The sequence below is a fragment of the Pseudomonas sp. S2_C11 genome, assembly GCF_054668395.1.
In genome coordinates this window covers 3,516,496-3,533,511 of the sequence record NZ_CP162765.1, presented here as the reverse complement: position 1 = coordinate 3,533,511, position 17,016 = coordinate 3,516,496, and the positions used below count along the sequence as shown (strand labels likewise).

At 58.2% G+C, this 17,016-nt stretch carries 15 protein-coding genes; 3 read left to right on the top strand and 12 right to left on the bottom strand.

Features of this window, described 5'->3' with window-relative positions:
- Positions 1–22 precede the first annotated feature (22 nt).
- The 5 genes from AB4N48_RS15925 to AB4N48_RS15905 form a co-directional block, all read right to left on the bottom strand.
- Entirely contained in the window at positions 23–1,861 is a 1,839-nt protein-coding gene (locus AB4N48_RS15925; RefSeq protein WP_460093920.1) for a hypothetical protein, read from the bottom strand.
- Positions 1,862–1,957: 96 nt separating this feature from the next.
- The gene (locus tag AB4N48_RS15920; RefSeq protein WP_460093919.1) at positions 1,958–5,479 is read right to left on the bottom strand and encodes a calcium-binding protein; all 3,522 of its coding nucleotides are present in this window, start codon (positions 5,477–5,479) and stop codon (positions 1,958–1,960) included.
- 193 nt (positions 5,480–5,672) lie between these two features.
- Positions 5,673–6,302, bottom strand: coding sequence for a LysE family translocator (locus AB4N48_RS15915; protein ID WP_041479336.1), 630 nt, complete (start codon positions 6,300–6,302; stop codon positions 5,673–5,675).
- Between the two features lie 85 nt (positions 6,303–6,387).
- Entirely contained in the window at positions 6,388–7,737 is a 1,350-nt protein-coding gene (locus AB4N48_RS15910) for an NCS2 family permease (RefSeq protein ID WP_024012217.1), read from the bottom strand.
- Positions 7,738–8,026: 289 nt separating this feature from the next.
- Positions 8,027–8,473, bottom strand: a complete 447-nt coding sequence (locus tag AB4N48_RS15905) for a MarR family winged helix-turn-helix transcriptional regulator (protein WP_041479388.1) — start codon at positions 8,471–8,473, stop codon at positions 8,027–8,029.
- Positions 8,474–8,554: 81 nt separating this feature from the next.
- On the opposite strand from AB4N48_RS15905, the gene AB4N48_RS15900 reads away from it, so the two are divergent.
- Positions 8,555–9,721 (top strand): aminotransferase-like domain-containing protein, encoded by a 1,167-nt coding sequence (locus AB4N48_RS15900; RefSeq protein WP_406228618.1) that lies wholly within the window; start codon positions 8,555–8,557, stop codon positions 9,719–9,721.
- 167 nt (positions 9,722–9,888) lie between these two features.
- Here AB4N48_RS15900 and AB4N48_RS15895 read toward each other — a convergent pair whose 3' ends face one another.
- The 5 genes from AB4N48_RS15895 to AB4N48_RS15875 form a co-directional block, all read right to left on the bottom strand.
- A complete protein-coding gene (locus tag AB4N48_RS15895; RefSeq protein ID WP_041479340.1) occupies positions 9,889–10,260 on the bottom strand; it encodes a glutathione S-transferase N-terminal domain-containing protein in 372 nt (123 codons plus the stop codon).
- 103 nt (positions 10,261–10,363) lie between these two features.
- A complete protein-coding gene (gene folE, locus AB4N48_RS15890; RefSeq protein ID WP_011062625.1) occupies positions 10,364–10,909 on the bottom strand; it encodes a GTP cyclohydrolase I FolE in 546 nt (181 codons plus the stop codon).
- A 77-nt stretch (positions 10,910–10,986) separates the two neighbouring features.
- A complete protein-coding gene (locus AB4N48_RS15885) occupies positions 10,987–11,544 on the bottom strand; it encodes a Smr/MutS family protein (protein WP_071171525.1) in 558 nt (185 codons plus the stop codon).
- Between the two features lie 74 nt (positions 11,545–11,618).
- On the bottom strand, positions 11,619–11,939 hold the full coding sequence (locus AB4N48_RS15880; RefSeq protein ID WP_041479344.1) for a hypothetical protein: 321 nt from the start codon (positions 11,937–11,939) through the stop codon (positions 11,619–11,621).
- A gap of 131 nt (positions 11,940–12,070) precedes the next feature.
- Positions 12,071–12,661, bottom strand: coding sequence for a cysteine hydrolase family protein (locus tag AB4N48_RS15875; protein WP_016773772.1), 591 nt, complete (start codon positions 12,659–12,661; stop codon positions 12,071–12,073).
- A 238-nt stretch (positions 12,662–12,899) separates the two neighbouring features.
- Here AB4N48_RS15875 and prmB point away from each other — a divergent pair, with 238 nt between their 5' ends.
- The gene (gene prmB, locus AB4N48_RS15870) at positions 12,900–13,808 is read left to right on the top strand and encodes a 50S ribosomal protein L3 N(5)-glutamine methyltransferase (protein ID WP_016773773.1); all 909 of its coding nucleotides are present in this window, start codon (positions 12,900–12,902) and stop codon (positions 13,806–13,808) included.
- A gap of 134 nt (positions 13,809–13,942) precedes the next feature.
- Here the strand turns inward: prmB and AB4N48_RS15865 are convergent, their stop codons facing one another.
- Both AB4N48_RS15865 and AB4N48_RS15860 read right to left on the bottom strand, forming a co-directional pair.
- The gene (locus AB4N48_RS15865) at positions 13,943–14,734 is read right to left on the bottom strand and encodes a hypothetical protein (protein ID WP_056784049.1); all 792 of its coding nucleotides are present in this window, start codon (positions 14,732–14,734) and stop codon (positions 13,943–13,945) included.
- Between the two features lie 99 nt (positions 14,735–14,833).
- The gene (locus AB4N48_RS15860) at positions 14,834–15,787 is read right to left on the bottom strand and encodes an alpha/beta hydrolase (RefSeq protein WP_056786766.1); all 954 of its coding nucleotides are present in this window, start codon (positions 15,785–15,787) and stop codon (positions 14,834–14,836) included.
- Positions 15,788–15,917: 130 nt separating this feature from the next.
- Here AB4N48_RS15860 and aroC point away from each other — a divergent pair, with 130 nt between their 5' ends.
- The gene (aroC, locus tag AB4N48_RS15855) at positions 15,918–17,009 is read left to right on the top strand and encodes a chorismate synthase (protein ID WP_460093917.1); all 1,092 of its coding nucleotides are present in this window, start codon (positions 15,918–15,920) and stop codon (positions 17,007–17,009) included.
- Positions 17,010–17,016 lie beyond the last annotated feature (7 nt).

Here is a 17,016-nt window from a genome sequence, read left to right as displayed (position 1 = left end):
GCCGGTGCAGGCGGGTAGCGGCTCAGCGCTCGCGGATAATGAATACCGAATCTGGCGTGGACGCGACCTTCAATACGCCCCCGATCAGCCATACCACTTTGTTCTGCGCGGCTGCATCGGTCAGTGCCTTGAAGGCGTCCTGACCGATTCTGGCGGGCAAGCCCGGTTCCGCCAGTTCGTTGCCAGGCACATGAGTCAGGCCGGCCTGACTGATCGCACCCAGTTTCAAAAAGAAGATCTGATCGTGACCGGCTCGTTTGAAGACCAGCGTCGGCATTCTGTGCTCATAAGTCAGTGGAAACAGCTCGTAACCACAGCCGACCAGCAACGCGCCGAGCAATCGCCGCAGATTCAGATCCGAGGGATAGGTCTTGTAATGATTCCAGGCAGAGGGGAAATGCTGCGGATCGAAGCTCAGGCGTTGCAATTCGCTGTCGGTCTGGGAAGGCATCGGAATAAGCCGTTTGCTTCCCAGGTCGATGTCCGGCGCAACGGCCAGCATGTTCAGCGGGTCGGCAAAATCGGGAGCTGTGGAAAACGGCAGTTGTTTCCACTGATGCAGAACGGCCTGGACATTGATCAATCCGGTGCCGGTAATCGTCTCGGAGTGATCGGCGAGTTCGAACAACCTGCGGGCGACGGCCCTTGCTGTTGCTTCAGAGAAATCGGGGAACGCGCGAGCGACGGACGTTGATATCGGCTCTTCAAAAAAACGTTTGCCCGGATGGACCTCACCCGGATCACTGCCGATGCGAAAAGTCGCTACCGGCTGTCGCTCGGGCATGTTTATCAGCATGCTTTCGAAAGTATTGAAATCTGTCGGGACAAACTCGGGATGACATACGAAATACACTTTGGGTGTCGTGTTCGAGCCGACAGGGACGATTGGATAATGCAGCCAGCCAAGCTGTACCGATTCGATGTGCACAGGTTTGTTCAGGTGCCCCCAGGGCAGCCAGAAATATGGGGTCAGCTCCTCAGGCGGAGTCGTGGCTTTCGACGCGGTAAGTGTTTCTGTGGCCTCGGCAAGTCGTGGACGCTTGCTCGGGCCGGGTACTGCGTTGTCGGACTGGCTGGCTTCGGGCTTGGTACCTGATGGCTTCGTCCCGGGTGTTTTTCGCCGCCAGAAAACGGTGCCGGGGATTTGCTCGAAGAAAAGGTCGGGTGCATTGGTCGTTGAGGCAAACGCTTGTTGATATTCACCGTCCTGGTTTTTGCGCACCATGACGGTGCCGTCTACCGTGGTTACGAAGGTCTGCCTGAGTCTGTTGTAACGAAGGCCTTCTGTCGCCATTTCCGGCTTGGTCAACGTCATGGCGTCGGCCGGCGAGATGTATGAGGGCAAGTGTGGCGTGGAGGACGCAGGCCGGTTGGAGGGCCTCGCGGGCCGCTGGATTTGCCAGATCGCCTGACCCTCGGTTCGCGTCAGAGGCAGGCCGGGCACGCCGGGCGCGAAGGTCAGTGGCACATGGTAGTTGCCTTGCCCGTCCTGCTCGACGACAAATTGGCCTTCATTGGCGATTTGAGCGTAGGTGCGCTGATCCGGTCCAGTGAACAAGCCATCGTTCTGCGTCACCGGTACCAATTCGTGGAAACGCTCTTGCGGCCAGGCGATTGCGTTCCGAGTGGCGCTGAAATCATGCGCTGCATCTGGCAAGGCATGAAGGCTGACCGTGGGCACTGCGTTGGCTGCGGCAGAGGTGGCTGGCGCTTGGCTGATCGCCGGCGAATCGATGCCCAGGAGCAGGGCGTCAGGCATGTCCAGGCCCACATTTTTGACGAGGGGCGGTGATCCGGGATGTGTGGCATCGGGCGAATCGGGCGATTTTATGGTCGGGATTTTTTTGGGTGATTTGGCCATGGGAAATACTCGGAAAAAGAGCGCGCAGACGCGTGCGGGTGCCGCGTAGACAGTACGCTGATAAAAAAAGGGTGTTTGTCGACGGGTTACCGCGAATTACGCGGGAGGCACTTTCATCAGCGAAACAGGGCGGAAAATGTTGGTCTGGTGACTGCAGCGATTCACTACTCTTAACGCAGACTTTTCGATGCGGGATTTGTCGGCACGCAATACCCAGCCATGGGCGGCCAGGTTGTAGCCCACGCGCGCGGTTTCGTCGTTGACGCAGATAACGTTCCAGACTTTGACTTCGTCGTTGGCCAATGCGGCAAGATATGGCGGGAGCGCTTTTGAGGCGTCGGGCTCTTCGAAAAAACGTGCATCAAGCCCATCCAGATAAATGCGATCAAAGACCAGATCGACCGTGTGCACAACTCCACCGGTTGTAATAACGCGGATTTGGTCTATCAGATCTTCGCTTCCATAGACCGGCAGATAAAAAGTGGTGGTGCCGATGGAGAGCCGGTTTTCTTCCAGCCTTATTTCGACCTTGCCGAGCTGCGTTGCATCAAGTTCCCAAGTGGATGAATAGGGCAGGCGAACTTTGGCATCGGCAAGTGCGCCGGGAGTCGAGAGTTTGATGGTCATGTCCGGGAGTACGTGGATGAGATAACTCGAACCCTCTCCTTCGTAGTTGTCCATGTCGGTTTGCACGGCCAGTCGAATCGGCGTTGCGCAAACTCTTGTACGGCCCATCGGTTCAGCTGCTTTTTCAGCCAGATTGTGAAAGTAGCGCTGAGAGCGAACCTCGAGCGGCAGTTTCATCTGGGTCACCCAATCCCGCGATACCGTGAAATCCGTAAAGGCAGGTGCGATTTCGGTTTGCGCTGTAAGCTCGGCATCTGCAACGACACCGTCCTTGAAAATCAATACGTAACGGCTGAACGGACGAACAGCCATGGTGCGCAGGATCTTCGTAATATTGTCGTGATCGTCTTCGTTACGCGCAGCGGAGTAATAATTGAGCTTGATGCTTTTCGCGCCGAAGTGATAGACGAGATGGCAACCAACAGTCAGGTGATATGACTTGGGTTTGTCCGAGAAAAAATGCGCCTCCGCTTTTGTCAGCTCGTCGCTGCGGAAATCCAGATATATCCGGGTGATTACATCAGAACGTAAAACTGCGTAAAAAGTGGTTGTCTTGCCGGTTCTCGGGACGTAATAGGCAGCGGGTTTGCGGTGGCGGATCCAGCATTCCGCTGCATAAATAATGATCGGGTTTACCGGTTTTCCTCGTTTGAGGAAAATTTCGGTTATTTCTACGGTGTGGCCGTCCGGGATTGTGTCTGGCAGATCAAGTCTGAAATGGAAATCATCGCTGGTTACGAAAACCAGGTTTTTGTTGCTCAGCTTTCTAGTGTGTTCGGTGTTCGTATAAACGTCATGAATGGTCAACACGTTTTTGAGGTGGTCAGACGTTTCGAAACCTGAGCGGATGACCAGGTCGTTACCCTCGATATCAAAGGATTCAATCAACTCCTTGCGCCAGTTCATGACGATGTAGCTGGTCTGTTCACCATCATCGACAATGGAAAAACGGCCAGCCACATGCGCAATGTAATATTGATCGGTGCCGGCGCCTCCCGACGCTTTTGCTCTTTCGTGAGAGAGAAATATCTGGTCGTCCCCAGCGCCAGCTTCAATGCTGTCGCTGCCCCGGGATTTGATGATGTTGTTTTGCGCGGAGCCCGTTACCACGCTTGCCGCGCGATGGACTGTCTCAACGTTTTCGATGCTGTCCAGCAAACTGTGCAGGATAAATATCCGGTTATTGTCGGCATCGACATCGCTCGTGATGATCTGCAATGTTCCAGCCAGCAGATCTACGTCATAGCCAGTTCTGTTGGTATTTCGGGAGGAGTAGCTGCCGCCGAGTACCAGTGTGTCATTTCCCGCGCCGCCGCTCAGCGTCGAATGATCTGCGACATGGCGACCCCTTTCAAGGAAGTCCGCTGCGTTCTCAAACAGGAACTGGTCATTTTCTTCGCCGCCCGAAAGTTGTTTTTTTCCTGACTTGTAATGGAAGGTGTTGGGTTTTTTTTCTACCCCTCTGATCGAGTCGTTGCCCTCGCTGATGAACCAGAGAACGTTCTTGCCCTCTGCGGCGACCCCCAACTCCGCGCCGGGTGTATCTTTTGTAACCCCTGCGCGTGCATCAATGATGTCATCGGTGCCTACCACTTCAGGGACATTGACCGATTCCCACGCATCCTGTTTGGTCCACCAGTTTCGTTTCCAGACCCGCGTTGGTTTCAGACGCACATCGAACTTGCCGTTGACGATGGCTTCGGTGGTCTCTTTCAAGGGGCCGTCGAGCAGCGTTCTGGCGGTCTTTTTCAGTTGCAGAGAGTGCTGCAACAGCGTCTTTGCCTTGATATAGCGGTTTTGAACGCTTTGATCGACCTCCATCATGCAGAACGAAAACCAACCGCTACGCCACCGTTCATCGACAGTCAATTCAATGTAGTCATCTATATCGTCAACGATACGTACTGCGCCGTAGACCTGTGAGCCAATGGCGAGGATCGCGCCGGCTGCAAGTCCGACAGGGCCGGCAAACGAGAACCCGGCCATCGCGGCGGACCCGAGGATGACAGTCATGGCTGCACTGGTAATGCTCAGGCCAGCGCTGACGTAATGATCCATCGCTTCTTTGCCGGTGGCATTCTGAGCGGCGTTCATCGACCTCACGGCGGTAAAGATGTCGAAGGGCAGCGTCAGCATGCCGCCGACCAACCCTCCCGATCGACCCAATCTGAGTGCAAAGCGGGTTTTGGCGAAGTCCCGATAAGCACTTTGCCCGGCTGTGAGCATCTGCGTGGCTATCTTGCTCACCGCGACATCGGCCGCGATGGAGCCCAGCTCCGATATAATGCCTGCGCTGTTTATCGCTATTTCAGCAGTGTTTTCGGCTTTGATCGCATCGACAACGCCGCGAATTCCCATGAAGATGCCGAAGCCCTGGATGCCCACGCTGGAGCCCAGCGTCGCGTAACTTTTGGTCAATGCGGCCCAGCGGGGATGATGTTTGGGGACGTGCACGTGTTGCAGATCAAGCGACTGTGCGGCACTCAGAAGTTTGACAAGTTTGTCGCGGTAATTGCCGGATACAGTATCTGCAGCACTTTCCCTCAAGAGCCGGGGAGCGGTGAGCGGGCGCTGGCTGGCCATTTCAAACAGGAGCGTGGGCAACAAGTAGCTATCGCTGCCCGTTGAAGTTTTCAGGTAGTGTTCAACTTTATTGGCGTCGAACTGCAGGCTATTGATAAAAGAGCGCTTGGGGCGGCGAAAGAAACTGTTCTCGCCATTCAACGGCTGACCGTCAATGGTCGCGCCTAATCCGTCGAGTGCGGTACGGGTAATTGAAATATCGCCAATTTCCAAGGGGCCGAACACTTCGTCCACCATTTGCAACTGACTCGATTTTTCGTTAGTTCGGCTCTGATCAATGGTTGAGGGCTTGTATTCGTTGGCTTCATAGCCCAGATCCATGATTATTACGGTATCGGAAACAGGTTGCAGGTCCGCATGTATTGAAGGGTCGGTTTGTGCTGTTGCTTCGCTTATCAGTGTGGCCATTAGAACTTCCTTGTTCCGGCAATTGTCGTTAAGGCGAATAATAGTACGTTGGCTTTTCCAGAGCTGTATATCGGGGGGTTGTTGCTATCTATTGCATATCAAAGATTGAATGTTGTTCGAGTTGAATTGATTCAAAACAACACATCATCCCGCCCGAGGTCCGTTCCGGCAGGATGATCAATAGTGGCGCTTTTCAGTGGCTGCCAAGCAACGACGCGGCGCCAGCACCACCAAATAGTCCGGCACTGACCCGATTGAACCAACTCTGGCCTTTGCCGCTGCGCAGATAACGTGCGGCGCCATGGGCGCCCAGGCCATAGGCCAGCTTGCAGCACAGATCGAGCACTACCCAGGTCGCGATCATGATCAGCAATTGCGGCAGAAAAGGTTGCTCAGCGCGGAGGAACTGCGGCAGAAACGCGGCGAAAAACAGGATGTCCTTCGGATTGCTCGCACCCAGTACAAAAGCGCGTCCGAACAATGTGCGAAAACGCGGCACCGGTGCAGCCTCAGGTACTTCGGCGCCCGTCGATGGCTGCCGCGACTGCTGCCAGCTCTGCCAGGCGAGGTAGAACAGGTACAGCGCGCCGACGATTTTCAATGCGCTGAACAACTGCTCCGAAGCCATTAGCAATGCGCCGAGGCCAAGTGCCGACGCGCTGAGCAGGCAGATCGAGGCGATCACGCCACCCAGGAACGCGGGGTACGACCGGCGCAAACCGTAATTCAGACTGTTGCTGATCATCAGCAATGACAGCGGTCCCGGGATCAGGATCACCACCAGCGCAGCGCCACTGAACAGCAGCCAGGTTTCCAGACTCATCGTATTGCTCCTTTGTTGTTATCGAGATGTGCAAAAGCCCCACCGGTGAGGGTGAGGCTGGTTTGAAGCCTGAACCGCGCAGCGTTTACAGGAAGATGAACTTGGCGATGAAGATCGCGCAGAGCACCCACAGGCTGACGGAAATTTCCTTGTACTTGCCGGTGCCAGCCTTCAACGCGACGTAAGTGATGAAGCCCAGCGCGATGCCGTCGGCGACCGAAAAGGTCAGCGGCATCATGATCGCCGTGACGATCGCCGGAATGGCGTCGGTCGCTTCGTCCCATTCGATGTGGGCCATACCGCCCATCATCAGCATCGCCACGTAGATCAGTGCACCTGCCGTGGCATAAGCGGGAATCATGCCAGCCAGCGGTGCGAAAAACATGGCTGCTATAAATAGCACACCCACGGTGACGGCGGTAAGACCAGTCCGACCACCAGCGGCTACGCCGGCGGCACTTTCCACGTAACTTGTCACGGGTGGAACCCCCACCACGGCGCCAAATACGCTGGATGCGCTGTCAGCCTTCATGGCTCGGGAAAGATTCTCGATGCGACCGTCAGCGGCGACAAGGTTGGCGCGCTGGGCCACGCCCATCAGCGTACCGGCGGTGTCGAACATGTGCACGAAGAGGAACGCGAGCACCACGCTGATCATGCTGACGTTGAACACGCCGGCGACGTTCATTGCCATCCAGGTCGGTGCCAGGCTCGGCGGCGCGGACATGATGCCCTCGTAGTGCACCAGACCCAGGCCCCAGCCGGCGAGGGTGACGGTGATGATGCTGATCAGGATCGCACCGAACACGCGGTGGTAACTGAGGATCGCGATCATCAGGAAGCAGATCGCAGCGAGCAGCGGGCCAGGTTCACGCAGCGAACCCAGCTTGATCAGCGTCGCCGGGCTGTCGACGACGATACCGGCCGTCTTCAGACCGATCAGGCCCAGAAACAGACCGACACCGGCGCCCATCGCGAACCGCAGGCTGACCGGGATACTGTTGAGCAGCCACTCGCGGATCCGCGAAAAGGTCAGGAACATGAACAGCACGCCCGAGACGAACACCGCGCCGAGGGCGGTTTCCCAGTTGTAGCCCATGGTGCCGACCACGGTGTAGGTGAAGAAAGCATTGAGGCCCATGCCCGGTGCAAGACCCACCGGCCAATTGGCATAGAGCCCCATCAACAGGCAACCGAGCGCAGCGGCGATGCAGGTGGCGACGAAGGCCGCACCGTGATCGATGCCTGCGTCGGCCATGATGTTCGGGTTGACGAAAATGATGTAAGCCATGGTGATGAAGGTTGTCAGACCGGCAATCAGCTCGGTCTTCACCGTGGTGCCATGCAAGCTGAGTTTGAACAGACGCTCCAGCAGGCCATTGCGTAATGGCGGCGTGAGCTCGAGCGGCGGTGCTTCGGATTTGCGGCTTTCCACAGCGAGTACTCCTCAAGAGTTTTATTGTTATTTCCAGGGCCGGACCCATGAGGGGTGGCAGCGGCCCTTTGAGGCATACGCGAATTTGTTGACCGTATAGTCAGGAACTCGCACGCAGTGGATTATGCTTTTGTGTACAAATAAAGCAAATATTGTTTTGGTTTTTGTCGCCGATTTTTTTGCCGATAGGGATATATGGCTATCAGGATGGCTTCGCGAGCAGGCTCGCTCACACAGGAGAATGCGTTCCAATGTGGGAGCGAGCCTGCTCGCGAAGAGGGCGGTCCTGTCAATCCAGATGCGGCTGATTCCCCCCAAGCGCCAGATTCACCGCCAACCACCCATTCACCGCCGCTTCCCCAGCCTCGGCAAATACCCGCTCGAGCAATTTCACCTGCTCACGGCGCAACGCCTGCTCGAACTTCGCGCCTTCCGCCGTCAACTCAAGCAGGCGCTTACGCTTGTCCGTCTGCGAAGCGACGCTGTCGACCAGATGCATTTCCTGCAACTGGCGCAGGGGCATGTTCAACGCTTGTTTGCTCACGCCCAGCAGGGCCAGCAACTCTTTCACACTCAGGTTCGGATAGCGCGCGATGAAAAACACGATGCGCTGATGCACCCGCGAGAGGCCGCGACGCTCGAGCATTTCATCAGCCTTGGCAGTGAACGCCTGATAGCCGAAGAAAAACGCTTCCATGGCCTGTTGCTGAGTAGAGGGGTTCTTAAGGTCAAGCATGTTGACGTACTCGCTCAAGCTGTCGTAATTTCAGTCAACAAGTTTGACTCATTTCCTGCATGCCTTGCTACGGTGACCTCCATGGCTTTGTCCGAACGTGTCTCGCGCCTTAAAAGTTCTTTGATCCGAGAAATCCTCGCGGCGGCCCAGCGTCCGGAGGTCATGTCGTTCGCCGGCGGCTTGCCGGCTGAGGCGATGTTGCCGAAGGTCGAGTGGGACGAAATGCCGTTATCGCTGGGTCAGTACGGCATGAGCGAAGGCGAGCCGGCCTTGCGCGAAGCTTTGGCGGCAGAGGCGAGGGCGCTGGGCCTCGAGTGCGATGCGAGTCAGGTGCTGGTGGTCAGTGGTTCCCAGCAAACTCTGGATCTGGCGGCAAAACTGTATATCGACAAGGGCACGGAAATTTTGCTGGAGGCGCCGACTTATCTGGCCGCGCTGCAAATCTTCCAGCTTTTCGGCGCCGATTGCCTGACCGTGCCGCAGGAAGCGGACGGACCTAACTTGGCGCAACTTCGCAAACGTCTGGAACAACACCGCCCGGCGTTTATCTACCTGATCCCGACGTTTCAGAATCCTTCCGCCGTGCGCTACAGCGAGGCCAAGCGCGCAGCGGTTGCGGCATTGCTCGATGAATTTGGCGTCACGCTGATTGAAGACGAGCCATACCGCGAACTGACTTTCGATGGTGGCAGCGCGAAGCCGATTGCGGCGCGTCTGAAAAAAGCCAGCTGGATCTACACCGGCACCGTGTCGAAAACCTTGCTCCCGGGTTTGCGTGTCGGTTATTTGATCGCTAGTGCGGATCTGTTCCCGCACCTGCTCAAGCTCAAGCAATCGGCGGATCTGCACACCAATCGCATCGGTCAGTGGCAGGCGCTGCAATGGATCGGCTCGGAAAAGTATCAACAGCATTTAAGTGAGTTGCGGGATTTCTATCGGCTGCGGCGAGATGCGTTTCAAATGGGGCTGGAAAGCCATTTTGCCGATCTGGCTGACTGGGACATGCCGCAAGGCGGACTGTTCTTCTGGCTGACGCTGAAGCAACCGCTGGATACGCGCACTTTGCTCAATGAGGCATTGGCCAATGATGTGGCATTCATGCCCGGTGAGCCGTTCTTTCCCGAGCCGGACAAGCATCATGGGCATTTGCGCCTGAATTTCAGCCACATCGATCCGGCGCGGCTGGATGAAGGGTTGAAGCGGTTGGCGGCGGTGGTGCGGCGGGCGCAGATGGAGAGGGCGGCCTGATAAGCAATAAACCGGCTGGAGGGCCGGTTTATCATTGTCTGAGTTTTGTGATGATTTGACGGGCCTCATCGCTGGCAAGCCAGCTCCCACATTGATCTCAGGTTGTAGACAAGAATTGTGGGAGCTGGCTTGCCAGCGATGGCGCCTTCAGCCACAGCACATCAATGTCAGACTGCAGCAAACCGCTTATCCAGATAATCAATAATCACCTTGGATTCATACATCCAGGTTGTCTGCCCGTTCTCTTCAATTCGCAGGCAAGGCACTTTGATTCGGCCACCCTGTTCCAGCAGGGTCTGGCGATCCTGCTCGTTGTTCTTCGCGTCTTTCAGCGCCACCGGCACATTCAGGCGATGCAGGGCGCGGCGGGTTTTCACGCAGAACGGGCAGGCGTGAAATTGGTACAGGGTCAGATCTTTCGCGGCAGCGTCGACTTGTGCCTGAGCAGCAGCGGGGCGTTTGGTCTTGCCCGGGCGGGTGATGAAATCGATGAAGATAACCAGTTGGCCGAGGCCGACACGAAGCGCTTTGACGAACACGTTGAAAGCCTCACGGTGCAAATGAAGAAAGGCGCGCAGCTTACCCGATTTTTCACGGGCGAAAAAAAACCGGCGATCAACGCCGGCTCTTTTCTGTTGCGAATTACTTGATGAGGCTGAGGAATTCGCTACGGGTTGCCGCGTTTTCACGGAACTCACCGAGCATCACCGAAGTGATCATCGACGAATTCTGCTTTTCGACGCCGCGCATCATCATGCACATGTGCTTGGCTTCGATCACCACGGCCACGCCCAGTGCGCCGGTGACTTGCTGCACCGCATCGGCGATCTGGCGGCTGAGGTTTTCCTGAATCTGCAGGCGACGGGCGTACATATCGACGATCCGCGCAACCTTCGACAGGCCCAGCACTTTGCCGCTCGGGATATAGGCGACATGCGCCTTGCCGATGAACGGCAGCAAGTGGTGTTCGCACAACGAATACAGCTCGATGTCCTTGACCAGCACCATTTCGCTGTTGTCGGAGCTGAACAGGGCACCATTGGTGACCTCTTCGAGCGTCTGTGCATAACCGCGGCAGAGGTACTGCATGGCTTTGGCGGCACGCTTTGGCGTGTCGAGCAGGCCCTCGCGGGAGACGTCCTCGCCCAATTGGCCGAGAATCGCGGTGTAATTCTGTTCCAGGGACATGAAACTACCTGTGGGGATTTTCGCAAAGGGCAAGGGTACGGTGGCGGACACAACCCTGCAAGTTCGGTGTGACGGCTTTATTCGTCGCGGCCTTCCATCATCGTCCGTTTCAGCATCACATAAACCGCGCCGGCACCGCCGTGTTTGGCCTGGCACGAGCAGAAACCGAGCACTTGCGCATGCTGGCGCAGCCAGGTGTTGACGTGGCTTTTGATCATCGGGCGCTTGCCATCCAGGCGCACAGCCTTGCCGTGCGTCACGCGCACGCAGCGGATTTCGAATTTGGTCGCTTCGGCAAGAAATGCCCAAAGTGTTTCCCGAGCCTTTTCCACGCTCATGCCGTGCAGGTCGAGACTGCCTTCGAACGGGATCTGCCCGACCTTGAGCTTGCGCATCTGGCTTTCCTGCACGCCGTCGCGGGACCACATCAGCTCGTCTTCCGGGCCGACGTCGATCACGAACTGGTCGGACAAGCCATCAATGATGGTGGTGTCGCTGCGCACGGTGGCGGACTGACGCAGCTTGGCAATCTGCGCGCGGTCAGCCTTGGGTTTGCCGGTGTCGGCGCGGTCGTGCTTGATCGGCTTGACGCCCTGGATCGCACTTTTGAACAGAGAAAAATCGTCGTCTTGCATGTCAGCCTCCGCGAAGGGCGGCCAGTTTACCCAAGTCGACAGAAAACGGCCCGGCAAAAAGCCAGGCCGTTGGGTCAGTCGTGTTTTTTCATCAGATGCGGGGCCATGTTCAGTTCCCGCGATTGCCGTGCGCGACGTCGGCAGCGGCGCCACAGGGCAACGCCGAAATACAGAAACAGCAAGCCGACCGCGAGCATGATTGCCGAGCCCAGCGGTGATGCGTTCAGGTCACCCAGCGCCGGCGGGCGGCCGAGCAGGCTGGCTGCCCCGGCCATCGCCAGCAGCACGCCGAACGTCGCCAGAATGGCCGAGATCGCCGCGCCAAATCGAAAACGCCAGTTGCTTTGGCCTTTGGGCCGCAAACGGCGTGCGTCAAATCCATCGGATAACTTCATTCCGACCTTCCTCAATGGTATCGGCCCTTCGACCGGGAGTTGACCGGGTTGTTCCTGAGGCTATGGCATTTGCGGCAAATCAGCGGATATAGCGGATGAGCGGCGCCAACGCACCGCTCGCAAGGGCAGGATCAGATCAGGTCCTGAGTCTTGGCCAGCGTGGCGAAGTTGTCGGCCATGATCGCCATTTCCGCTTCCTGCACGCGCTCGGCGCTGAGCACGCCGCCCTTGAACGGCAGATCGCGTGTCGCGCAGGCGTCTTCGACCAGAGTGCAGCGGAAACCGAGATTCTTCGCCGCGCGCACGGTGGTGCTGACGCTGGAGTGACTCATGAAACCGCAAACGATCAGGTCCAGCGAGCCGAGGTTCTGCAGGCGCTCGAGCAGTTCGGTGCCATGGAACGCGCTCGGCAGCAGTTTGCCGATAATGGTTTCATCACCCTGTGGTTCCAGACCAGGGATGAACTCGCCACGTTCGCCCTGCGGGTCGAACAGGCCACCCACGGTGCCGAGATGACGCACGTGCACGATCGGCCGACCGGCGGCACGGGCTGCGGCAACCACTTGTTTGATGTTCGCGACGGCCGCGTCCATGCCGCTCAGGGCCAGCGGGCCACTGAGGTATTCCTTCTGGGCATCGATGATGACCACGGTGGCATGGCTCAGTGTGGCCGCTGCGTAACCGCGGCCGCTGAGTTGAAACATCGTTTTTGGAACGGACATTCTGGGGCTCCTCGGGGTGGGGCTTTTGCGACATTGTCCTCTGGCTGAGCGGTTCTGTGAATCGCTACCATCGTAGGCGCCGTCGTTCTTGGCCTGCAGCCTTGTCAAGTTACACGTTCCGTTCAATGCCTGATGCAAAAAAAGAAATCTCCTACCGTTACCACGCGGTTTTTCCTGCGTCGTCGTCGCGCGTTTTGGCTGCTAGAATCGCCAGTCGTTTTTTCTGGAGTTCTACGCCGTGATCACTTCCCGACTTCGTACCCTGCGCGACCACATCCGTTGGGCCGTCAGCCGCTTCCATGGGGAGGATCTGTTTTTCGGTCATGGCACCGACAACGCCTGGGACGAGGCGCGCCAGTTGGTACTGGGCGCTTTGCACCTGCCTTGGGAAATCGCCGACAGCTATCTTGATTGCGCGCTGGAAGATGACGAACTGGTCAATCTGCAGCGCTTGCTCAAGCGCCGCATCGAGGATCGCGTTCCGACCGCCTATCTGCTCGGTGAAGCTTGGTTCTGCGGCATGTCGTTCATCGTCGACCCGCGCGTGCTGATCCCGCGTTCGCCGATTGGTGAACTGATCGAAAACCGCTTTGCGCCATGGATCGGCAACGAACCGGCGCGGATTCTCGACCTGTGCACTGGCTCCGGCTGCATCGGCATTGCTTGCGCTTACGAATTCCAGAATGCCGAAGTGGTGCTCGCGGATCTGTCGTTCGAAGCGCTGGAAGTGGCCAACCAGAACATCGAGCGCCATGGCGTCGATGAGCGCGTCTACACGGTGCAGGGTGATGGCTTCGATGGCTTGCCGGGTCAGCGTTTCGACCTGATCGTGTCGAACCCGCCCTACGTCGATGCGGAAGATTTCGCCGACATGCCGGATGAATATCAGCACGAGCCGGAACTCGGTCTGGCCTGCGGTGATGATGGTCTGAATCTGGTCCGGCGCATGCTCGCCGAAGCGGCGGATCACCTGACCGAGAAAGGTTTGTTGATTGTCGAGGTGGGCAACAGCCAGGTGCACGTCGAGGCGTTGTACCCGGAAGTCGATTTCGCCTGGCTGGAGTTCCAGCGTGGTGGGCATGGCGTGTTCATGCTGACAGCCGAGCAGTGCCGCGCGCATCAGGCCCTGTTCGCGTCCCGCGTCTAAGGTTGTGACAGATCGTTCCCACGCTCCGCGTGGGAATGCATCAATGGACGCTCTGCGTCCGCTTTTGGGATGCGGAGCGTCCCGGGCTGCATTCCCACGCAGAGCATGGGAACGATCAGTACGCGCTCAAGCCCTCAGCGGTGCGTAGCAATCCAGATCAACAACCCCGCCTGAAACACCGCAAATGCCACCAGACACGTAATGGTGAAACGCAGCCCGGCGTCTTCACGCTTGAACTTGCTGACTTTTTCTTCCTGCTTCTTCAGTTTCACTTCCTGCTCGGCCAGGTTCTGTTCGGCCTGCTGGAGCATCTGCGCGGCTTCAAGAATTTCGACGATCTGCAGCTTTTCGCTGTTCCAGTCACCGAGCAGATCACCGACCTGCACGGCCTTGATGCTGCCTTTCAAATGCTGGGCGTCGGCGTAAGCCACATCGAAACCGTGCACGCGCAGGAAATGGTCGCGACGCAAGCGAGTGTCTTCGTTGAGCGCGTCCTTGTTGTTCAGGTCCATGCCGTCGACGGTGTAGCCGGGCCAGCGCTTTTTCGCCCAATTGATGCCTTGCGCAGCCATGAAGCGGCCGATACCGCGATTCAGCGGTTCAATCTGCAAGCCGCTATCGGGACCGAAGCTCACCCGTTTGCTCGCGTGGTCTACCCACACATCAAGATGATTCTGCTCTTTGCGCACGCGCTGGTTGGGCAGCTTGATCGCCATGCGCATCAGGCTGCGCTCTTTGCTGTTGCGCTCGGCGTAACCGAATTCGACAAAGCGCAACGGCCGGCCGCCGGTATTGCGGTCGGTCTGCAGCGGCGCCAGGCGGAGCATCTTGTGGTGCTCGGCCTGAACGTCCGCCCACGGCAGTTCGACCGCTGGCGATGCGTCTTTTTCAGCGCTGGTGTCGGGTGAAGTCTGGGTTTCAGTCATAACGGCGAGATCCTGTCCAAGCCCTGCTTGCCGCCAGACGTTGCGCTGGCGACAAAGGCTTATCGGCCGTTTTCTGTGAGGCTGGAGGGTAAAACGCAGTTAACTTGCACGAATTCCGTCAATAAATTCGATGACGGCGGCGCCCAGTTCGGCGGCCAGGGGCAAATTCGGGTCCTTGTAGGAGGCCAATTGCCGCTTCATGTCGTTGTGGACGATGCGCAGCACGTGATTCATACCGTCGATCACCGTCAGTTGCGCTTCCGGTTTCGCCGCCTTGAGCAGCTTCGCGTCCTCGGTGCCGACCTGAATGTCGTTGCTGCCCTGGACAATCAGCGCCGGCATTTTCAACTGGGCAAAGGCCTGCGCCGGGTCCTGACGGAACAGCGAAATCAGGTACGGCTGCACGCTCGGGCGAAAGATCACCTGCAACGGCTGCGGCACGTTGTCATCGGTATGGCCGGCCTTGAGGCTGTCGAGCAGTTCGTTGCTGCGCAGCATCAGTGGCGGCGGCAGGCTGCGCGCCAACTGTTCGCGGATGACCTGGTCGACCGGGCGCGCGCTGCCGGACAGCGAGATCACCGCCGCTGCGTCCAGCTTCGGCGCGGCGAGGCTGGCAATCAGCGCGCCTTCGCTGTGGCCGAGCAGAATCAGTTTGCCGAAACGCGGATCGGCCTTGAGCTTCTGCCCCCATGCCACTGCGTCCGCCGCATAGCCTTCTACAGACAAATCACGTTCATCGGGAGCGGCCGCCAGGCTCGCGGCGACGCCGCGCTTGTCATAGCGCACGCTGGCGATGTTGTGTTTGGCCAGCACCCAGGCCAAGCGCTTGAGGCTGTCATTGCGTCCGCCGTCGGGGTTGTTTCCGTCGCGATCTGTAGGACCTGAGCCAGAAATCATCAGAACAATCGGCACCGGGCTGTCGGACTTGGGCAGCAACAGCGAACCGAAAAGTTCGCCGCTGCCGGTGTCCAGAGTGACCGGGCGCTGTAGGACTGTCGCTTGGGCAAAGCCGGTAAAGAGGGTAAGACTCAAGATCAGAACTCGCAGCATCATCACGCCATCATTGGTCAAGGTGCCGGTTGGACTCGCCAGCACCACTAAGGTTCGAGGATGAACTAGTCGGTTAGCCTGCGTATACTGGCGCGCATCAAGAATTCGGGTTTGATTTCACGGAGCGTCCTGCATGTCCGGCAATACCTACGGCAAGTTGTTCACTGTCACCACCGCTGGCGAAAGCCATGGTCCGGCGTTGGTCGCCATTGTCGACGGCTGCCCGCCGGGCCTGGAGATTTCCCTGGAAGATCTGCAGCGCGACCTCGATCGCCGCAAGCCCGGCACCAGCCGCCACACCACCCAGCGCCAGGAAGCCGATGAAGTCGAAATCCTCTCCGGCGTGTTCGAGGGCCGCACCACCGGTTGCTCGATCGGCCTGCTGATTCGCAATACCGACCAGAAGTCCAAGGACTACTCGGCGATCAAGGACCTGTTCCGCCCGGCTCACGCCGACTACACCTATCACCATAAATACGGCGAACGCGATTATCGCGGCGGTGGCCGCAGTTCGGCGCGGGAAACCGCCATGCGCGTGGCGGCCGGTGCGATCGCCAAGAAGTATCTGGCCAGTCAGGGCATCGTCATTCGCGGTTACATGAGCCAGCTCGGCCCGATCGAAATTCCGTTCAAGACCTGGGATTCGGTCGAAGAAAACGCCTTTTTCAGTCCTGACCCGGACAAGGTCCCGGAGCTGGAAGCGTACATGGACCAGTTGCGCCGCGATCAGGACTCGGTCGGAGCGAAGATCACCGTGGTCGCCGAAGGCGTGATGCCGGGTCTTGGCGAGCCGATCTTCGATCGCCTCGACGCCGAACTGGCCCACGCGCTGATGAGCATCAACGCGGTCAAGGGCGTCGAGATCGGCGCCGGGTTCGCCTGTGTCGCCCAGCGTGGTACCGAACACCGCGATGAACTGACGCCGGAAGGATTCCTCAACAACAACGCCGGCGGCATCCTCGGTGGCATCTCGTCCGGCCAGCCAATCGTTGCGCATCTGGCATTGAAACCGACCTCGAGCATCACCACCCCGGGCCGCTCGATCGACGTGAATGGCAACCCGGTCGACGTGATCACCAAGGGTCGTCACGACCCATGCGTCGGCATCCGCGCGACGCCGATCGCCGAAGCGATGATGGCCATCGTGCTGATGGATCACCTGCTGCGCCACCGTGGGCAGAACGCCGATGTGCGCGTGAGCACGCCGGTGCTGGGCCAGCTCTGATGGCTGC